This is a genomic window from Streptomyces calvus (assembly GCF_006782915.1).
Classification (GTDB): domain Bacteria; phylum Actinomycetota; class Actinomycetes; order Streptomycetales; family Streptomycetaceae; genus Streptomyces; species Streptomyces calvus.
The window spans coordinates 68,417-87,002 of record NZ_VCNP01000044.1; the positions used below are offsets into that span (position 1 = coordinate 68,417).

At 73.8% G+C, this 18,586-nt stretch carries 14 protein-coding genes; 12 read left to right on the forward strand and 2 right to left on the reverse strand.

All coding sequences use genetic code 11. From position 1 onward, the window contains the following. The first annotated feature begins 228 nt into the window (after positions 1 to 228). Entirely contained in the window at positions 229 to 1,197 is a 969-nt protein-coding gene (locus FGW31_RS21240) for an extracellular catalytic domain type 1 short-chain-length polyhydroxyalkanoate depolymerase (RefSeq protein ID WP_142195053.1), read from the forward strand. A gap of 26 nt (positions 1,198 to 1,223) precedes the next feature. Here the strand turns inward: FGW31_RS21240 and FGW31_RS21245 are convergent, their stop codons facing one another. Together FGW31_RS21245 and FGW31_RS21250 are read right to left on the reverse strand one after the other, a co-directional pair. After that, the gene (locus FGW31_RS21245; RefSeq protein ID WP_142195054.1) at positions 1,224 to 2,231 is read right to left on the reverse strand and encodes a LacI family DNA-binding transcriptional regulator; all 1,008 of its coding nucleotides are present in this window, start codon (positions 2,229 to 2,231) and stop codon (positions 1,224 to 1,226) included. Positions 2,232 to 2,320: 89 nt separating this feature from the next. Beyond that, positions 2,321 to 3,637 (reverse strand): MFS transporter, encoded by a 1,317-nt coding sequence (locus FGW31_RS21250; protein ID WP_142195055.1) that lies wholly within the window; start codon positions 3,635 to 3,637, stop codon positions 2,321 to 2,323. Positions 3,638 to 3,720: 83 nt separating this feature from the next. On the opposite strand from FGW31_RS21250, the gene FGW31_RS21255 reads away from it, so the two are divergent. From FGW31_RS21255 to FGW31_RS21310, 11 genes are all read left to right on the forward strand, one after another. Further along, a complete protein-coding gene (locus FGW31_RS21255; RefSeq protein WP_142195056.1) occupies positions 3,721 to 4,683 on the forward strand; it encodes a LysR family transcriptional regulator in 963 nt (320 codons plus the stop codon). A 776-nt stretch (positions 4,684 to 5,459) separates the two neighbouring features. Then, positions 5,460 to 6,218, forward strand: coding sequence for a hypothetical protein (locus tag FGW31_RS35730; RefSeq protein ID WP_142195057.1), 759 nt, complete (start codon positions 5,460 to 5,462; stop codon positions 6,216 to 6,218). Beyond that, positions 6,218 to 8,419, forward strand: coding sequence for a polysaccharide deacetylase family protein (locus FGW31_RS21270; RefSeq protein WP_142195058.1), 2,202 nt, complete (start codon positions 6,218 to 6,220; stop codon positions 8,417 to 8,419). Before FGW31_RS35730 ends, FGW31_RS21270 begins: the two co-directional genes overlap by 1 nt. A 47-nt stretch (positions 8,420 to 8,466) precedes the next feature. After that, a complete protein-coding gene (locus FGW31_RS21275) occupies positions 8,467 to 9,711 on the forward strand; it encodes an acyltransferase family protein (RefSeq protein WP_233452542.1) in 1,245 nt (414 codons plus the stop codon). Between the two features lie 75 nt (positions 9,712 to 9,786). Then, complete coding sequence (locus FGW31_RS21280; protein ID WP_142195059.1) at positions 9,787 to 10,713, forward strand: hypothetical protein; 927 nt, start codon at positions 9,787 to 9,789, stop codon at positions 10,711 to 10,713. A gap of 267 nt (positions 10,714 to 10,980) precedes the next feature. Beyond that, a complete protein-coding gene (locus FGW31_RS21285) occupies positions 10,981 to 12,366 on the forward strand; it encodes a nitrate/nitrite transporter (RefSeq protein WP_142195060.1) in 1,386 nt (461 codons plus the stop codon). 120 nt (positions 12,367 to 12,486) lie between these two features. Beyond that, on the forward strand, positions 12,487 to 13,638 hold the full coding sequence (locus FGW31_RS21290; RefSeq protein ID WP_142195061.1) for a uroporphyrinogen-III synthase: 1,152 nt from the start codon (positions 12,487 to 12,489) through the stop codon (positions 13,636 to 13,638). Positions 13,639 to 13,751: 113 nt separating this feature from the next. Then, on the forward strand, positions 13,752 to 14,345 hold the full coding sequence (locus FGW31_RS21295) for a CGNR zinc finger domain-containing protein (protein WP_142195062.1): 594 nt from the start codon (positions 13,752 to 13,754) through the stop codon (positions 14,343 to 14,345). Between the two features lie 217 nt (positions 14,346 to 14,562). After that, complete coding sequence (locus FGW31_RS21300; RefSeq protein WP_030834383.1) at positions 14,563 to 15,147, forward strand: sigma-70 family RNA polymerase sigma factor; 585 nt, start codon at positions 14,563 to 14,565, stop codon at positions 15,145 to 15,147. A 65-nt stretch (positions 15,148 to 15,212) separates the two neighbouring features. Beyond that, entirely contained in the window at positions 15,213 to 15,974 is a 762-nt protein-coding gene (locus FGW31_RS21305; protein ID WP_310740017.1) for an anti-sigma factor family protein, read from the forward strand. A 60-nt stretch (positions 15,975 to 16,034) separates the two neighbouring features. Then, positions 16,035 to 18,332, forward strand: coding sequence for a HelD family protein (locus FGW31_RS21310; protein ID WP_142195063.1), 2,298 nt, complete (start codon positions 16,035 to 16,037; stop codon positions 18,330 to 18,332). Positions 18,333 to 18,586: the final 254 nt, after the last annotated feature.

Below are 18,586 nucleotides of genomic sequence, written 5' to 3' on the forward strand. Positions count from 1 at the left end.
TGTGAGTGCAGGTGTGTCCGCGGACAACGCGGGCCACGTCGCCTTCGTCGTCACTGCGCGGCTGCGCCGCGCGAGCGGGGGCTCCGCCACCCGCACCTCCCTGTGGGCACAGGCCTCGTCGCCTCGAGCGACGGGGCTTTTGTCATGCCGTGCCACATGGTCCCGGCCTTGCGATGTGGGGCCCGCACCCATATCGACAGGTGGTTCGCGCTTCTACTTTCCCTCCCCATGACACAGACCAGAGCCGCGACCCTCCTCACCGTCCTCGCAGCACTGCTCTCCGTGCTGCTCACCCCGACCCCGGCCGCCGCGGCCTCCCTCCAGGAGGTCACCGGCTTCGGCAGCAACCCCGGAGCCCTGCGGATGTACCGGTACGTCCCCGACGGGCTGCCCGCCGGCCGGCCCGTCGTGGTCGCCCTGCACGGCTGCACCCAGAACGCCGCCGGATACGCCGCCGGTACCGGCTGGACGGCCCTCGCCGACCGCTGGGGCTTCTCCGTCGTCCTGCCGCAGCAGCAGAGCGGCAACAACCCCAGCCAGTGCTTCAACTGGTTCCAGAGCGCCGACATCGAGCGCGGCCGGGGCGAGGCCGCCTCCGTCGCCCAGATGGTCGACCGGCAGCTCGCCGACGTCTCCGGCGACGCCTCGCGCGTGTACGTCACCGGCCTGTCCGCCGGCGGCGGAATGACCGCCGTGATGATGGCGACCTACCCGGAGAAGTTCGCCGCGGGCGGCGTCGTCGCCGGACTGCCCTACGGATGCGCGCAGGCCGCCGGATCGCCGTACGTGTGCATGTACGTCGGCGCCACCCAGACCCCGAGGCAGTGGGGCGACCGGGTGCGGGCCGCGCGGCCCGGCCACACCGGTCCCTGGCCCGTCCTCACCGTGCTGCACGGCACCGCCGACTACACCGTGAAGCCGGTCAACATGACGGACCTGGTGGAGCAGTGGACCGATGTGCACGGCGCCGACACGGCCGCCGACGTCACCGACACGGTCGCCGGCCACCCGCACCAGGTCTACCGGGGCCCCGGAGGCGGCGCGGTCGTCGAGACGTACAGCCTCACCGGCATGGGGCACGGCCAGCCCGTCGACCCCGGCAGCGGGCCGGCGCAGTGCGGGACGGCCGGGGCGTACTACCTGGACGTCGACCTGTGTGCCGCGTACCGGCTGGGCACGGCCTGGCGACTGGGCTGAACCGGCGGCCGTCCGCGGCCGGCGCGTCACGCCCCGCGCGGTGCCGTGCTGGCCCGCTCCGTCAGGCGGGGCGGCAGCAGGGTGCGCTGCGGTACGGCGGCCCCCGCCAGCTTCCGCACCAGCAGGTGCACCGCGCGGGTGCCCAGTTCCGCGGACGGCACGGACACCGAGGTGACCGGGACCCGGGCCGAGGCGGCGACCGGGGCCGGGCAGACGGCGGTGAGCGACAGGTCACCGGGGACCCGCAGCCCGAGGTGCTCGAAGGCCTCGATCAGCGGCTCGACGAGCGGTTCGTTGTGGACCACCACCCCGGTCAGCGCGGGCAGTTCGCGCAGCAGCCGCTCGGCGATCGCGCGGGCCGCGTCCCGGCCGGTGCCACACGGGTGCACGGCGGATGCGAGACCGTGCCGGTCGGCGGCCGCCGTGAAGCCCTCCACCAGCCGCCGCGCGAACGCGGTCCGCCGCACGTACACCTCCGGCGGCGAGCCGACCAGCGCCACCACCCGGTGCCCGAGCCGCGCCAGATGGTCCACGCACAGCTCACCGGCCGCCCGGAAGTCCAGGTCGACGCAGGTCAGGCCGTCCGGCTCGGCGGGCACACCGACCAGCACGGACGGTAAGGACCGCGAACGCAGCAACGGCAGCCGGGGATCGTGCAGTTGGACGTCCGTCACGATCACCGCATCCGCCAGCCCCGTCTCCGCGACCCGTCCGATCCCCTCCTCGCCCTCCCCCTGGGTGAGCAGCAGCACGTCGTGGTCGTGGGCGCGGGCGGCGGTGACCACCGACACCGCGAACTCCGTCACCACCGGCACATGGATGCCCGAACGCATCGGAACCGCCAGGGCCAGCACCTTCGACCTGCGCCCGGACGCGGGCCGGCCGGCCGGCCCCGCGCGGTAGCCCAGCTCGCGCACGGCCGCCTGGACGCGGCGCCGGGTCGCGTCGGAGATCGGACGCTTGCCGCTGAGCGCGTACGAGACCGTGCTGGGGGAGACGCCGGCGCGCCGGGCCACATCCGTGATCTTCACCATCGGGCGTCCTCGTCTGGCACTGTCCGTGGGGTTAGAAAGCGGTTTCGAAGCGCTTCGACCGGTGAAGGTATGTGCGGGGCGTGGGGCCGTCAATGGGGTGCGCGGGAATCGGTGAAGCGGTTCGACCGCCCGAACAGGACGAGGACGGTCAGCGAGACGAGGAGCGCGGTCGCGGCCGCCGCGACGGGCACGCCGTACCCGGCCGTCGGCGAGAGGCGTTCCACGGTCCAGCCGCCGGCCGCGCTGCCGCAGGCGATCCCGCCGAGCAGGCCGGTCACCGCGAGCGTCATGCCCTCGTTCAGCCGGCCCGCGGGGGTGCGGCGCTGGACCAGGGTCATGGTGGTGACCATGGTCGGCGCGGTCGCCATACCGGCGAGCAGCAGTGCCCCCGCCAGCACCAGGAGCGAACCGGTGAGCGCCGCCGCGAGCAGCGGCAGCGCCATCAGCGCGGTCATCGCCGCCAGGCACCACGGCAGCCGGGTCCGCGCGGACCCCGCCGGGCGCATCGCCCCGTACAGCAGGCCCGCCGCGCAGGAGCCGGCCGCCTGCAGCGCGAGCACCGCCCCGGCCGCCGTGCGGTGCCCCTGCGCGTCCGCGAACGCGATGGTCACGACCTCCATCGAGCCGAACACCGCGCCCGTCGCGAGACAGACGGCCAGCAGCGGACGCATCCCGGGCGCCCGCAGCGGGGCCCGTCCGGCCTGCCGGTGCCCGGCCGGCGGCTCGGTCGACCGCTGGGCCGTGAACAGCACCACACCCGTCAGCAGCAGTACGGCCCCCACCAGGGTGCCCGCCTCCGGGAAGAACGTCCCGCACAGGAAGGCCGCGAGGACCGGGCCGAGCATGAAGCACAACTCGTCCGCGGCCTGTTCGAAGGAGTTCGCGGTGTGCAGTGCCTCGGCGTCGCCCTTCAGCAGGTGCGCCCAGCGGGCCCGGGACATCCCGCCGGTGTTGGGTGTGGTGGCGGTGGCGGCGTAGGAGGCGAACAGGGTCCAGTCGGGGGCGCCGTGACGGACGCAGAGCAGCAGCGACAGCGAGCCGAGCACGGCGAGCACGGTGGCCGGCAGCGCCACGCGGGCCTGCCCGTGGCGGTCGACCAGGCGCGCGATCCACGGCGCGACCACCGCCGACGCCGCCAGACCGGTCGCGGTGACGGCACCGGCGAGCGCGTACGAACCGCGGGTCCCGGCGATCATCACGACCGCGCTCACGCTGAACATGCCCATCGGCAGTCGTGCGATGAGGTTCCCGGCGGTGAACGCGCGGGTGCCGGGCAGCGCGAAGAGACGGCGGTAGGGGCCCTTCGGGCGGGAGTCGCGCCGGGTGCGCGGAGCGAAGTCGACGGCGACCAGGGTGTCGGCGGTGACCGTGAACAGGGGAGTGTCCCGGGAGGTGGGCTGAGGCATGCGTCCACCGTCGTCGCGGGCCGGGCGGATCGTCCAACACCTTCCCGGCACCCATTCACGCACCTGTGTTGTAAGTTCGCGGGATGCCCGCCTCCATGGAACCCCGGCTGCTGCGCGCCTTCGTGACCGTCGCCGAGGAACTGCACTTCACCCGCGCCGCCATGCGCCTGTACGTCGCCCAGCAGGCGCTCAGCCGGGACGTGCGCCGGCTGGAGCGGGAACTGGGCAGCGAACTGTTCGTCCGCACCACCCGCCAGGTGACGCTCACCGCCGACGGCGAACGCCTGCTGCCGTACGCCCGCGCCGTGCTCCAGGCGCAGGACGACCTGCTCGCCGCCGCCGGGCAGGCGCGGCCGCTGCTGGTGGACCTCAACTCCCCGGGCCTGAAGACCCCGCGCCGGGTGCTGTACCGGGCCCGTGAACTCACGCCCGGACACGAGCTGATGGCCCGCTACGAGAGCGGACTGACCTGGGCGGTCGGGGAGTTGCTCGCGGGACGGCTCGACGCGTCGTTCGGGCGGTTCGCCGGGCTGGCCCCCGCCCTGCGCGCCGGGCTCGGCCACCAGCCGGTGCGCCTGGAGCCGATGGCGATCGTGCTGCCCGAGGACCACCCACTGGCGGCACGGGTCGAGGTGCCGCTGGCCGCGCTGGCCGGCGAGACCGTCTACGCCGGGGCCGGCAATCCGCGGACGCCGGAGTGGACGGACCTGGCGCGGCAGTTGTTCGACGGGCGCGGCATCGCGCTCGCGCCGCCAGCGCCGCTGGCCGTCGGCGATGAGGAGTTCCAGCGGATCATGGCAAGGACGCGGCACCCGATCCTCGCCGTGGTGGACTTCCCGCCGCTGCCCTCGACGGTGCTGCGGCCGCTGGTGGATCCGGTGCCGCTGTCGCCGGTGTCGTTGGTGTGGCGCAAGGGCCTGGTCCATCCCGCCCTGGACGCCCTGCGCAGGGCCGCGGCGGACGTCGCGGAGGAGGACGGGTGGCTGCGGGCACCGCACGGGGGATGGATTCCGGCCAGCGATGCGAGGGCGATGGAGTGCCGGTGAGGTCCGGCCACCGAGCAGATGGGCACAGCGCCCGCACATGACCTTCGCATGCGCTACATTCGTCGCCCGAGCACAGTGCGATGAACGGGGCGCTCGGAGCGGGTGGGGGTCCGCTCCGTCGGCGGGTGCTCAGGTCGAACGCGCACCCGGAACGGTCCCGTGGGGGGAAGTGCGTGCGCGTGGAAAAGTGGCGAGAAGACGCCCAACCAGAACGGCCCGAGTCCGCTGAGCTCGACGGGTGGTTCCCGCAGAACGCCTCCCACCCGGCCGTACCGCGGGATCGCGCGGAACGGTCCGGGAGCCCGGCCGACGATCCTTGGGACGCCGAACGCACCACGGCCCTGCGCATTCCCCGTCCACGCACCGGACTCCCGGGCACCGGTGCGCCCGGCCCCGCCGCCGAGGACGGCGCGCGCGGTGCCGCCGGAGGCCACCCCGGGCCGGTCGGCTCCCCGAACCGCACGCCCTGGGCCGCCGCGGCCCACCCCGGAGCCCCCGGCACCCCGGCGCCGGCGCCCCGTACCGCGAACCGCTTCCCGACGGACCGCTTCCCCACGGCCTCCGCCCCGACGAACCGCTTCCCCGCGGCTTCCGCCCCCGCGGACCGCTTCCCCGCGGCTTCCGCCCCGACGTCCCCTCTGCCCACGCCCCCTTCGCCCACGCCCCCCTTCCCCACGTCCTACGCCCCCACGTCCTACGCCCCCACCTCCCCCTCCCCGGCGGACGTTCGCGTCCCCGTTCGTGATCCCTGGCGGGAGGCGGACGCGGAGGACGTCATGGCGACTCGTACGGACGCGGAGGACGTCGTGGCGGCTCGTACGGACGCGGAGGACGTCGTGGCGACGCACGACCCGCACGAGGTGACCGTGCAGCTCGACGCCGTGTGCATAGGCGACGGCGGTGTGCTGCGCCGATCGCCGGGCGGGCCGGGCGGTGCCGGGCCGGACGGCTCCGGCGGCGGGCCGGTGTTCGTCGACGAGTCCGGGCGCCGCATCCAGCTCTACCGCCGTATCGGCATAGCCGTCGGCCTCGCCTGCGCCGGATACGCGGCCGTCATGGTCGCCACGCTGCTGTCCGGCAACTCCGACGCCCCGTGGATGCCCGTACCGGGCCAGGAACAGAAGCCCGCCGGTCAGGTCGAGCCGACGCCGCAGCCGGCGCGGACGGACACCGTCCCCGGCGCCACCCTCGCGCCCGATGCCACCCCGACCACCACGGCCCCCGCGCTCCCCGCGTCCGGAGCCACCGTCCCCGCGACCGGCGCGACCGGCGCGACCGAAGCGACCGGCGACCCGGACGCCGCCGGCCCGGCAACCACGCCGGCCCGGAGCGAGACCCGGCCGGTCACCGGAGGCGACGGGACCACCTCCACGACCCCGGACACGATCGCGACCACCCGCTCCGTCGGCCCGGACCCCCTCACCACCGCACCCACCGGCGGCGGTGACGCCGCCGGCACCGACGACCGCGCCGCCGCCCCGCGGGCCGTCGCGGTCGAGGACCCCGCCGCACCTTCCCCGGGGAACGTCCTCTGATGGCATCTGGCACCCACCGCCGGCGGGCCGCCCGCCCCGTCCGTGCCGCCTCCCGGCGCCGGCGCGTCCCGCTGCGCCTGCTGCTTCCGCTGCTCGTCCTCGTCGCCCTGGCCGCGATGCTCATGCTGCGCGGCTACGTGCACAGCGAGATCCTCGCCGACCACCGCGTCCAGAGCCCCGCCCCCACCACCCGGGTGCCCGAGGAGATCCTCGAGGGCGGCCCGGTCATCGACGCCCGCGCAGGCAACGCCAAGAGCCTGAGCGTGCCCGACCACCACCTCGTCCTCACCTTCGACGACGGCCCGGACCCCACCTGGACGCCGAAGGTGCTCGACGTGCTGAAGAAGCACGACGCGCACGCCGTCTTCTTCGTCACCGGCACCATGGCCTCCCGCCACCCGGACCTCGTCCGGCGCATGGTCGACGAGGGCCACGAGATCGGCCTGCACACCTTCAACCACCCCGACCTGGCCCTGCAGTCCACGCAGCGCATCGACTGGGAGCTGTCGCAGAACCAGCTGGCGATCACCGGCGCCGCCGGCATCCGCACCTCGCTGTTCCGCCCGCCGTACTCCTCCTTCGCCGATGCCATGGACAACGAGACCTGGCCGGTCACCCGGTACATCGGCAGCCGCGGCTACCTCACCGTCGTCAACAACACCGACAGCGAGGACTGGAAGCGGCCCGGCGTCGACGAGATCATCCGCCGCGCCACGCCCGAGGGCGGCGAGGGCGCCATCGTGCTGATGCACGACTCCGGCGGCGACCGCAGCCAGACCGTCGCGGCCCTCGACAGGTTCCTGCCCGATTTGAAGGAGAAGGGCTACGAGTTCGGCAACCTGACCGAGGCCCTGGACGCGCCCAGCGCGCACAGCCCGGTCACCGGTGTCGACCTGTGGAAGGGCAAGGCGTGGATCTTCCTGGTCCAGGCCTCGGAGGGGATCACCGACGTCCTCGTGGCCGGCCTGGCGATCGTCGGCACCCTGGTCATCGGCCGCTTCGTGCTGATGCTGCTCCTCTCCGGCGCCCACGCCCGCCGGGTCCGCCGCAGGAACTTCCGCTGGGGCCCGCCGGTCACCGAACCGGTGACGGTGCTGGTCCCGGCGTACAACGAGGCCAAGTGCATCGAGAACACCGTCCGTTCCCTGACGGCGAGCGACCACCCGATCGAGGTGCTCGTCGTCGACGACGGCTCCACCGACGGCACCGCCCGCATCGTCGAGGCGATGGGCCTGCCGAACGTCCGGGTGATCCGCCAGCTCAACGCGGGCAAACCCGCCGCGCTCAACCGGGGCCTGGCGAACGCCCGGTACGACATCGTCGTGATGATGGACGGCGACACCGTCTTCGAGCCGTCCACCGTCCGCGAACTCGTCCAGCCGTTCGGCGACCCGCGGGTCGGCGCCGTGGCGGGCAACGCCAAGGTCGGCAACAAGGACAGCCTCATCGGCGCCTGGCAGCACATCGAGTACGTGATGGGCTTCAACCTGGACCGCCGCATGTACGACATCCTCGGCTGCATGCCGACCATCCCCGGCGCGGTCGGCGCCTTCCGCCGCTCCGCGCTGGAGCCCATCGGCGGCATGAGCGACGACACCCTCGCCGAGGACACCGACGTCACCATGGCGCTGCACCGCGCCGGCTGGCGCGTGGTCTACGCCGAGAACGCCCGCGCCTGGACCGAGGCCCCGGAGACCGTCCAGCAGCTGTGGTCCCAGCGCTACCGCTGGTCGTACGGCACCATGCAGGCCATCTGGAAGCACCGCCGCGCGGTCGTCGAGAAGGGCCCCTCGGGCCGTTTCGGCCGCGTCGGCCTGCCGTTCGTCTCCCTGTTCATGGTCCTGGCCCCTCTGCTGGCGCCGCTGATCGACGTCTTCCTGCTGTACGGCCTCGTGTTCGGCCCGACCCGCGAGACGATCCTCGCGTGGCTGGGCGTCCTGGCCGTCCAGGCGGTCTGCGCGGCGTACGCCTTCCACCTGGACCGCGAGCCCATGACCCACCTCGTCTCGCTGCCCCTGCAGCAGATCCTCTACCGCCAGCTCATGTACGTCGTGCTCCTCCAGTCCTGGATCACCGCGCTCACCGGCGGCCGCCTGCGCTGGCAGAAGCTGCGGCGCACGGGCGGGGTGTCGGCTCCGCCCGGCGGGGACGGCCCTGCCGCACGGCAGCCGAACGCCGTGGGCGCGAGGCCGGCCGGTTGAGCACCCCGCCCGCCGAGCCGGCCCGAACACCGCCGGGAACCACCGCAATGGACACCATGCCTGCCACGCCCGCACCCCGCAGCGCCCCGCACGCGCCCGCCACCCACCGTCCCACCACTCCGGCCACCGGGACGGACCCCGACGGGCCGCCCGCCCCGCCGGGGAAACAGCCGGGCCGTGCGGGCGGCCGGGACCGCTACTTCGACCTGCTGCGGGCGGTGGCCCTGTTCCGGGTGGTCCTCTACCACCTGATGGGCTGGGCCTGGCTGCCCGTCGTCTTCCCGTCGATGGGCGTGATGTTCGCCCTCGCCGGCCACCTCATGGCCCGCTCCCTGAAGCGGCCCGCCGTGCAGGTCCTCCGGGGCCGGATGCGCCGGCTGCTGCCGCCGCTGTGGCTGCTCGGCGCGATCGGCGTGACGGGCATGCTGGCCCAGGGCTGGAGCCCGGACGACGACGGACACCCCGGCTGGTGGTTCCTCCACCTCGGCTTCTGGGTGCTGCCGCTGAGCGACCCGCCCCACGCCGAAGGCGTCGCCGGCATTCCGGGCGTGCTCGGCGAGGACTGGGCCGCCGAACTCGCCGGACCGCTCTGGTACGTCCGCGCCTACCTCTGGTTCGTGCTGCTGTCGCCGTTCCTGCTGAAGTCGCTGCGCGCGGTGCCGTGGGCGACGGTCGCCGCACCGCTCGCCCTGTCCGCCGCCCTGGAGTTCGGCCTGCTCACGCTGCCCGGTGAGCGGATCGACTCGGCCGTCACCGACTTCGGCACCTTCGGCGCCTGCTGGATCCTCGGCATGGCCCACCAGCAGGGCCTGCTGCGCCGCATCCCGCGGTACGCCGTGCCGTGCCTCGCGGCCGTCGTCGCCGGCCTCGGCCTCTGGTACGCCCTGCGCCAGGACTTCGGGACCGGCCACGACCTCGACTCGCTGCCCTTCGCCCAGGCCCTGTGGTCCTTCGGGACGGTGCTGCTGCTCCTGCACCTCAGCCCCTCGTGGGCCGAGTGGCCGCGCCGGCTGCGCCGCTGGGACCGGCTGATCACCCTGCTCAACTCCCGCGCGGTGACGGTCTACCTGTGGCACAACGTGTGCATCCTGGTCGCCGCGACGCTCTACGACCGGCTGTGGGGCTTCGAGACGCTGGAGCTGCACGTGCCCTGGCTGCTGGAGAGTTCCTGGCCGGTGCTGGCGCTCACGTGGATCCTGATCGCCGGCTGCGTGGTCGCCTTCGGCTGGGCGGAGGACCTGGCGGCCCGACGCAGGCCCCGGCTGTGGCCGGACGGTCCGGTACCGCGTTGACGCACGCGCGTGCGAGACTGCCCCGGTTGCGACAGTGAACCGGGTGGCCGGTGACGGGGTGGGGAGCGGGCGCGGATGAGCAGGCGGCAGACGCAGAAGATGCTGCGGTTGATGGCGAGCGGGGAGCCGGTCGAGGTCGCCAGCCCGATGGCGTCCGTGAAGAAGCTCGCCAAACTCGCCTTCATCGCCCAGCAGTTCGGCTACGAGTACGCCGACGTCCGGCAGGGCGGCGCCAACAACAGCCAGCTGAAGATGCTGATCGTGCCCGACCCGAGTCCGCAGGCCCGCGCCCGCGCCGCGCAGAACTGGGCCCAGTACCCGAACGCGTCGGACGGCGTCTCCCTGCCGCCGCTCGTGCCGGACGCCTTCGAACTGCTCAAGGCCCGCATCAACTTCGACCTCACCGGCAAGAGCGCCGAGAAGCGGATGGGTTACGGCGCGATCGGTGTCTCCGTCGGCTGCGTCGTCATGGCGTACCAGGCGGGCGGCCGGTCCTCGGACTTCGTCGTCGCGGGCGCGGTGTGGCTCGGCCTCATGGCCATCCTCGGTGTCGGCTTCGTCGTCAACCGCAAGCGCAACGCCACGTTCGCGGCCCGGTTGCAGGCCGCCGGGTTCGCCCCGGTGACGGACGAGACCGGCCGGGTCCGCCACCTGCCCCCGGGCGGCCTGCTGCCGGGCCACGGCAACCCGTTCGCCGACGGCCCGTACGGCGGCGCCCCCGCCGCGACTCCCGGCCCCGGCCGGCCCCACCAGCCCCACCAGCCCCCGATGCCGTACCCCCCCCAGGCCCCGACCCCGTACGCCCCCCAGGCCCCGACCCCGTACGCCCCCCACGCCCCGGCCGCCTACGGCACCCCGCCCGCGCCCGCCCCGTACGGCACCCCGCCCCAGCCCCCGGCCCCGGCGCCCGGCCCCTACGCCCCGCAGCAGCCCCCGTACGGGCAGCCCGCCCAGCCGCCCTACCCGCAGCAGAACCCCCACTGGCAGCCCCCGCAGCGCTAGGGGCTGTCGTTCGGATCATCCCGGCTGGGAGGTGCGGTACCTTCCGGGCCGATCCGAACGACAGGCCCTGGACGGGGGCCGTCGGGGTCGTCACCTCACGCCTCCGCGCCCCGCCGCCGCCGGACACCTCTCACCCCGCATCCGCCGGGGGTGAGAGCAACGTTCCCTGCCGGTCACCGCGTGCCACAGACCGGAAACGCTCCCTCCCTACCTTCGGGACCAGCCCCTCGCGGCACCGTCCGCACCCCGGAGAACAGTGGAGGCGCCATGACAGCCCCTAGCCCGCCGCCCGCGACCCCGACCCGGGGCGGCCGATGGATCCAGCAGTGGGATCCGGAGGACGAGACCTTCTGGAACACCACCGGTGAGAAGGTCGCCCGCCGCAACCTCCTCTTCTCCGTGCTGTCCGAGCACATCGGGTTCTCCATCTGGACGATGTGGTCCGTGCTGGTGCTCTTCATGGGCCCGGAGTACGGGCTCACCCCGGCCGACAAGTTCCTGCTGACCTCGGTGGTCACGCTGGTCGGCGCCGTGGTGCGGGTCCCGTACACCTTCGCCGTCGCGGTCTTCGGCGGACGGAACTGGACGATCGTCTCCGCCGGTCTGCTGCTCGTGCCCACCGTCGCCGCGTTCGCCGTGATGGAGCCGGGCACCTCCTTCTCCACCTTCCTACTGGTCGGCCTGCTGGCCGGTATCGGCGGCGGCAACTTCGCCTCCTCCATGACCAACATCAACGCCTTCTTCCCGCTGCGGAAGAAGGGCTGGGCGCTCGGACTCAACGCCGGCGGCGGCAACATCGGCGTCCCGGTCATCCAGCTCGCCGCCCTCGCCATCATCGGCGCGGGCGGCGGACCGCGGGTGCTGCTCGGCATCTACATCCCGCTGATCGTCCTCGCCGCCGTGCTCGCCGCGCGGTACATGGACAACCTGGCCTCGGTGCGGAACGACACCGGCGCCGCCAAGGACGCCGCGCGGGACGCGCACACCTGGATCATGGCGTTCCTCTACATCGGCACCTTCGGCTCGTTCATCGGCTACAGCTTCGCCTTCGGACAGGTGCTCCAGAACCAGTTCGACCGCACACCGCTCGAAGCCGCGTACGTCACCTTCATCGGCCCGCTGCTCGGCTCCCTGATCCGCCCGGTGGGCGGCCGGCTCGCCGACCGGTACGGCGGCGCGCTGATCACGCTGTGGAACTTCGTCGGCATGGGCGCGGCCACCGGCGTGCTGATCGTCGCCTCGATGCGGGAGTCGCCGGTGCTGTTCACCGTCGCCTTCGTCGTGCTGTTCGTGCTGACGGGCCTCGGCAACGGTTCGACGTACAAGATGATCCCCGGCATCTTCCAGGCGAAGGCCCTGGCCAAGGGGCTCGACGGGGAGGAGGCGGCCGCGTACGGGCGGCGGCTGTCCGGCGCCTCCATGGGGCTGATCGGCGCGGTGGGCGCGCTCGGCGGCGTCGGCATCAACCTGGCCTTCCGCCAGTCCTTCCTCTCCCACGGCTCCGGCACCGGAGCGTTCGTCGCCTTCCTCGCCTGCTACGCGGTCTGTTTCGCGGTCACCTGGGCGGTATACCTTCGCCGTCCGGCGGCCGCGCCGAGCGCCACCAGCGCCGTCCCGGAGGAGAAGTCGCAGCTCAACTACGCCAAGGTGTGACGTAACACTGGTGACATGATGCCGATCCGAGCCTGTCACGCATCGTTGACAGGCTCGACCGGCAGGGAGGTGGAGCCGCACCTCCGTGCAGTACGCCGACTCGAGTGCGGGACGAGAGCCATGGACGACGAAGAACAGCGACCCGACCACGGGCCGCTCGCGGGATTCACCGTGGGCGTGACCGCGGCCCGCCGCGCCGACGAGCTGGGCGCGCTGCTGGAACGGCGCGGAGCCGTCGTGCAGCACGCCCCGGCCCTGCGGATCGTGCCGCTCGCCGACGACAGCGAGCTGCTGGCCGCCACCAAGGACATCATCGGGCGGACGCCGGACATCGCGGTCGCCACCACCGCCATCGGGTTCCGGGGCTGGGTGGAGGCCGCCGACGGCTGGGGGCTCGGCGAGGACCTGCTGGCACGGCTGCGCGAGGTGCGGATCCTGGCCCGCGGGCCCAAGGTGAAGGGCGCGATCCGGGCCGCCGGACTGACCGAGGAGTGGTCACCGGCGTCGGAGTCGCTGGCCGAGGTGCTCGACCGGCTCCTGGAGGAGGGCGTCGACGGGCTGCGCATCGCCGTCCAGCTGCACGGCGAACCGCTGCCCGGGTTCGTGGAGTCGCTCCGGGCCGGGGGAGCGGAGGTGGTGGGCGTGCCGGTGTACCGGTGGCTGCCGCCGGAGGACCTCGGTCCCGTCGACCGCCTCCTCGACGCGGTCGTCGCCCGCACCCTGGACGCCGTCACCTTCACCAGCGCGCCCGCCGCCGCCTCCCTGCTGTCCCGCGCCGAGGAGCGCGGGCTGCTCGACGAGGCGCTCGCCGCGCTCCGCCACGACGTGCTGCCCGCCTGCGTGGGCCCGGTCACCGCGCTGCCGCTGCAGGCGCGCGGCCTCGACACCGTCCAGCCCGAACGCTTCCGGCTCGGCCCGCTCGTCCAGCTGCTCTGCCAGGAACTGCCCGCCCGCTCCCGCTCGTTGCCCGTGGCCGGGCACCGGGTGGAGATCCGGGGGCACGCGGTCCTGGTCGACGGCGTGCTCCGGCCCGTACCGCCGGCCGGGATGTCGCTGCTGCGGGCGCTGGCCCGGCGGCCCGGCTGGGTCGTCGCCCGCGCGGAACTGCTGCGCGCCCTTCCCGGCGCGGGCCGCGACGAGCACGCGGTGGAGACCGCCATGGCGCGCCTGCGCTCCGCGCTCGGCGCGCCGAAGCTGATCCAGACGGTCGTCAAACGCGGCTACCGCCTCGCCCTGGACCCGGTGGCGGAGTCCAAGTACGCGGACGGCTGAGCGCGGCGCGAGGGGTTCCGGGGTCCGGTGCGGACGGGCACTGTGGAAGCGGAACCCCTTCCCGGATCGCGCACCGGCCCCACGCGCGGGGCCAACCTAGGCGGTGGCAGGACATGGCACTGGGTACGGTCACGGCCCCCCACGAGCTGCGGTTCGACACCGGTCGGGTCTGCCTGGACCTGCTGGCGACCACCCATCCCGGCGAACGGCTCGACTCCGTGGAGGTGCTGCGCGCCTGGATCGCCGGCTCCGGGCTAGTGCCCGCGGACACCGCGCTGGCCCACGCCGACGCCTCCTGGCTGGTGGCGTTCCGCGAACTGCGCGGCCGGCTCGCCGCGTTGGTGCGCGGCCGCGCGGCGCCCGGTGTCCCCGCGTACGACGTCGCGCTCGCCCGGATCAACGAACTCGCCCGCGCCGCGCCCCCGGCGCCCCGCGCGGTGCCCGGCGCGGACGGCACCCTGGTGCGCGCGCTGGACGGCCCGCCCGGCCGGGCCGCGCTGCTCGCGGTGATCGCGCGGGACGCGGTGGACCTGCTCACCGACCCCGTCGCCCGGGCGAGCCTGCGCCAGTGCGCGGGCGACAACTGCCCCATCGTGTACGTCGACACCTCCCGCGGGCGCAGGCGGCGCTGGTGCTCCAGCGAGGTCTGCGGCAACCGCGAACGCGTGGCCCGCCACCGCCGCCGCGCCGCCCTCGCCCGCGCCTGAGCGCCCGCCACCCCCAACTCCCCTCCCGTGCACGACGCTTGCGCAGGACCCGCTTCCTCTCGTGTCCACAACGTGGAGGAATGGAGAGGGAATGAGGGATTCATGCCCCGGTCGTCACGCCGACCACAGAAAACCGTGCCGGCTTTTTGAACACCCGGCCACCGCCGTCCGTACCGGTTGTCGAGCGACCGACTGGGGGATCCCCCGGACACCGGAGGTGGGCGTGCGCAAGGATGCGGCCGTGGCCAGGGAACGCGGAGCGAGGGCCCGACATCGCATGTCCTCACAGCCCTCGGAACCCGACGAGGAACTGATGCGTGCCCTGTACCGGGAGCACGCCGGACCTCTCCTGGCCTACGTCCTCAGGCTGGTCGCCGGAGACCGGCAGCGCGCGGAGGACGTCGTGCAGGAGACGCTCATCCGTGCCTGGAAGAACGCCGGTCAGCTCAATCGGGCGACCGGTTCGGTACGCCCCTGGCTGGTGACGGTCGCCCGGCGCATCGTCATCGACGGCCACCGCAGCCGGCAGGCCCGGCCGCAGGAGGTCGATCCGTCGCCGCTGGAGGTCATCCCCGCGGAGGACGAGATCGACAAGGCGCTGTGGCTGATGACGCTGTCGGACGCGCTCGACGACCTGACCCCGGCCCACCGGGAGGTCCTCGTCGAGACGTACTTCAAGGGGCGTACCGTCAACGAGGCGGCACAGACACTCGGCATACCGAGCGGCACCGTCCGCTCCCGGGTGTTCTACGCCCTGCGGTCGATGAAGCTGGCTCTGGAGGAGCGGGGGGTGACGGCGTGATGAGCGGGTACGGGGGATTCGGAGGAGGCGGTACGGGTATGTCTGGTCCCATGCAGGGATCACCGGTGCCGAACGAACACGAGACCGTCGGCGCCTACGCCCTCGGCATCCTCGACGACGCCGAAGCAACCGCTTTCGAGGCGCACTTGGCGTCCTGCGAATGGTGCGCCCAGCAGCTCGACGAACTCGCCGGCATGGAACCGATGCTGGCCGCGCTGGCGGACCTGCCCGGCGCCGGGACGCCCGCGGTGGGCGAGTCGCTGTCCGCCAAGCCCTCGCCGCGCGTGGTGGAGAAGCTGGTCGACGAGGTCGCCGAGCGCCGCGCGCGCAAGCGCCGCCGCAACTTCTACATGGTGGCCGCGGCGGGCGCGCTGATCGTCAGCGGCCCGTTCGTCGCCGTGGCGGCGAGCGGCGGCGGCGACGAGGGCGGCGGTGGGAGCGGTACCGGCCGGACGCTCGCGGCGAACCCGGCCAAGGCCGCCTTCGACAGCACCTCCGACAAGATTTCGGCCACCGACCCCGGCACCAAGGTCTCCGCGACCGTGGCGCTGGAGGAGAAGACCTGGGGCACGGGGACGGTTCTGGAACTGAGGAACGTCACCGGCCCGCAGAAGTGCTCGCTGATCGCCGTCGGCAAGAACGGCGAGCGGGAGACCGTCACCTCCTGGTCCGTCCCGGACCGGGGCTACGGCCTGCCCGACGCCAAGACGGACAAGGCCCGGCAGCCGCTGTACATCCAGGGCGGCGCCGCCTTCGAACCGAACGAGATCGACCACTTCCAGGTTATGACCTTCGACGGCAAGCTGCTCGTCGAGGTCGACGCGTAGCTTCACAGGGCCCCCTTCGCGTACGGTTGACGGCTGCCCAGCACGTCAGAAGGGGGCCCGGTGGCCGCTCAGGCTCAACAGGAATCCGCGGTCGACCCGGTTCACGACTCCGTTCGCGACCGGGAGATCCGCGTGGAACAGGAACACCTGGACCGGGTGTACCGGCGACTCGAGGAGAAGATCCACGAGGCGGAGTTCCTCATGGCCGACGCCGCCCGGCGCGGCCAGGTCGGCACCCCCGGCGCCCTCGCCGAACGGGACGCCCAGGTCTTCCGCGCCGGCGTCCACCTCAACCGGCTGCACAACGAGTACGAGGACTTCCTCTTCGGCCGTGTCGACCTGCTGCTCGGCAAGGACGGCAAGAAGGGCCCCGACGGCGCGTACACCGCCGTCGAGCCCGCCGACGGGGCCGTGCGCCCCGACAACACCGCCGACATCGCCGAGACACTGCACATCGGCCGGATGGGCGTCCTCGACGAGGACTACGCGCCGCTGGTCATCGACTGGCGGGCCCCGGCGGCCGCCCCCTTCTACCGGTCCACGCCGGTCGACCCCGGCCGGGTCGTGCGGCGCCGCGTCATCCGCTCCAAGGGCCGCCGGGTGCTCGGCGTCGAGGACGACCTGATGCGGCCCGAGCTGACGGCCCCCCTCGACGGCCACGAGCTGGCCGTGATCGGCGACGGCGCCCTGATGGCCGCGCTCGGCCGGGCCCGTACGCACACCATGCGGGACATCGTCGCCTCCATCCAGGCCGAGCAGGACCTGGTGATCCGCGCCCCCGCCGCCTCCGTCACCTACGTCGAGGGCGGCCCCGGCACCGGCAAGACCGCCGTCGCCCTGCACCGCGCGGCCTACCTGCTCTACCAGGACCGGCGCCGGTACGCGGGCGGCATCCTGATCGTCTCGCCCACGCCGCTCCTGGTCGCCTACACCGAGGGCGTGCTGCCGTCGCTGGGCGAGGAGGGCCAGGTCGCCGTGCGGGCCATCGGCTCGCTGGTCGACGGCGTCGAGGCCACCCTGTACGACAGCCCGTCGGTGGCCCGCGCCAAGGGCTCGTACCGCATGCTCAAGGTGCTGCGGAAGGCGGCGCGCGGGGCGCTGGAGCGCAGCGACGCGCCGACCCGGCTGCGGGTCGTCGCCTTCGGGCGGCGCCTGGAGCTGGAGGCGGAGGACCTGGCCGCCGTCCGCCGCTCCGCCCTCGGCGGCACCGCCCCGGTCAACCTGCTGCGCCCGCGCGCCCGCAAGCTGCTCCTCGACGCCCTGTGGGAGCGCTCCGGAGCCGCCGGCCGGCACAGCGACCCGGAGCTGGCCGCCGAGCTGCGCTCCTCCTTCGACGAGGACGTCACCACCGAGGACGACTTCATCGCCTTCCTCGACGCCTGGTGGCCCGAGCTGACCCCGGCCGCCGTGCTGGACGCCATGGCCGACGAGAAGCGCCTGGGCCGCTGGGCCCGCCGCGTCCTCAACCCGGGCGAGGTCCGCAAGGTCGCCCGCTCGCTGAAGCGGGACGGCCGCTCCGTGCACGACGTGGCGATGCTGGACGAACTGCAGGCGCTGCTGGGCGCTCCCGCGCGCCCCCGCAGGCCGCGCGTGATCGACCCGCTGGACCAGCTCACCGGCCTGGAGGAGCTGATGCCGGTGCGTGAGGAGACCCAGCGGGAGCGGGCCGAGCGGCTGGCCCAGGAGCGCGTCGAGTACGCCCACGTCATCGTCGACGAGGCACAGGACCTCACCCCGATGCAGTGGCGCATGGTCGGCCGGCGCGGACGGCACGCCACCTGGACGGTCGTCGGCGACCCGGCCCAGTCCTCCTGGTCCGACCCGGACGAGGCGGCCCAGGCCCGCGACGAGGCCCTCGGCACCCGTCCCCGCCGCCGCTTCGAGCTCACGGTGAACTACCGCAACCCCGCGGAGATCGCCGAGCTGGCGTCGAAGGTGCTGGCCCTGGCCATGCCCGGCTCGGTGTCCCCGCGGGCGGTGCGCTCCACCGGCGTGGAGCCGCGCTTCTCGGTCGTGGCGGAGTCGCTGGGCGCGACCGTGCGCGCGGAGGCGGCACGGCTGCTGGACCGGGTGGACGGGACGGTCGGCGTGGTCGTCGCCATGCAGCGCCGCGAGGAGGCGCGGCGCTGGCTCGACGGGCTCGGGGACCGGGTGGTGGCGCTGGGCAGCCTGGAGGCCAAGGGCCTGGAGTACGACGCGACGATCGTCGTCTCCCCGGCGGAGATCGCCGACGAGTCCCCGGCCGGCCTGCGCGTCCTGTACGTCGCCCTGACCCGGGCCACGCAGCAGCTGACGGTGGTCTCGGCGGAGCGCGACGAGCCGGACGCGGCAGGGGTGCCGGATCTGCTGCGGGACTGACCCGGTGCGGTGCGGGACCCACCCGGTGCGGACGGTGCGGAAAAAACCGCTTGCGCCGGGGAATGGCCTTACGGGATCCGTTTGTTAGCCTGGACGTGGCACCGGCCCGATCCAAGCCCCCGGGCCCAACCTTCGTCGCTACGAGCGACCACTTGCCGCGAGGCGAGCATGGCGGGTCGGTGTCATAAGCGTGTGAGAGGCCCACGTCACGAGAAGTGACGTGGGCCTCTTTCGCTGTCGGCTCCTCTTCCCCA

What these genes read in the sequence shown, in the direction of transcription:
- FGW31_RS21240 (WP_142195053.1), top strand. Translation starts at nt 229, where the DNA reads ATGACACAGACCAGAGCCGCGACCCTCCTCACCGTCCTCGCAGCACTG.
- FGW31_RS21245 (WP_142195054.1), bottom strand. Translation starts at nt 2,231, where the DNA reads ATGGTGAAGATCACGGATGTGGCCCGGCGCGCCGGCGTCTCCCCCAGC.
- FGW31_RS21250 (WP_142195055.1), bottom strand. Translation starts at nt 3,637, where the DNA reads ATGCCTCAGCCCACCTCCCGGGACACTCCCCTGTTCACGGTCACCGCC.
- FGW31_RS21255 (WP_142195056.1), top strand. Translation starts at nt 3,721, where the DNA reads ATGCCCGCCTCCATGGAACCCCGGCTGCTGCGCGCCTTCGTGACCGTC.
- FGW31_RS35730 (WP_142195057.1), top strand. Translation starts at nt 5,460, where the DNA reads ATGGCGACTCGTACGGACGCGGAGGACGTCGTGGCGGCTCGTACGGAC.
- FGW31_RS21270 (WP_142195058.1), top strand. Translation starts at nt 6,218, where the DNA reads ATGGCATCTGGCACCCACCGCCGGCGGGCCGCCCGCCCCGTCCGTGCC.
- FGW31_RS21275 (WP_233452542.1), top strand. Translation starts at nt 8,467, where the DNA reads ATGGACACCATGCCTGCCACGCCCGCACCCCGCAGCGCCCCGCACGCG.
- FGW31_RS21280 (WP_142195059.1), top strand. Translation starts at nt 9,787, where the DNA reads ATGAGCAGGCGGCAGACGCAGAAGATGCTGCGGTTGATGGCGAGCGGG.
- FGW31_RS21285 (WP_142195060.1), top strand. Translation starts at nt 10,981, where the DNA reads ATGACAGCCCCTAGCCCGCCGCCCGCGACCCCGACCCGGGGCGGCCGA.
- FGW31_RS21290 (WP_142195061.1), top strand. Translation starts at nt 12,487, where the DNA reads ATGGACGACGAAGAACAGCGACCCGACCACGGGCCGCTCGCGGGATTC.
- FGW31_RS21295 (WP_142195062.1), top strand. Translation starts at nt 13,752, where the DNA reads ATGGCACTGGGTACGGTCACGGCCCCCCACGAGCTGCGGTTCGACACC.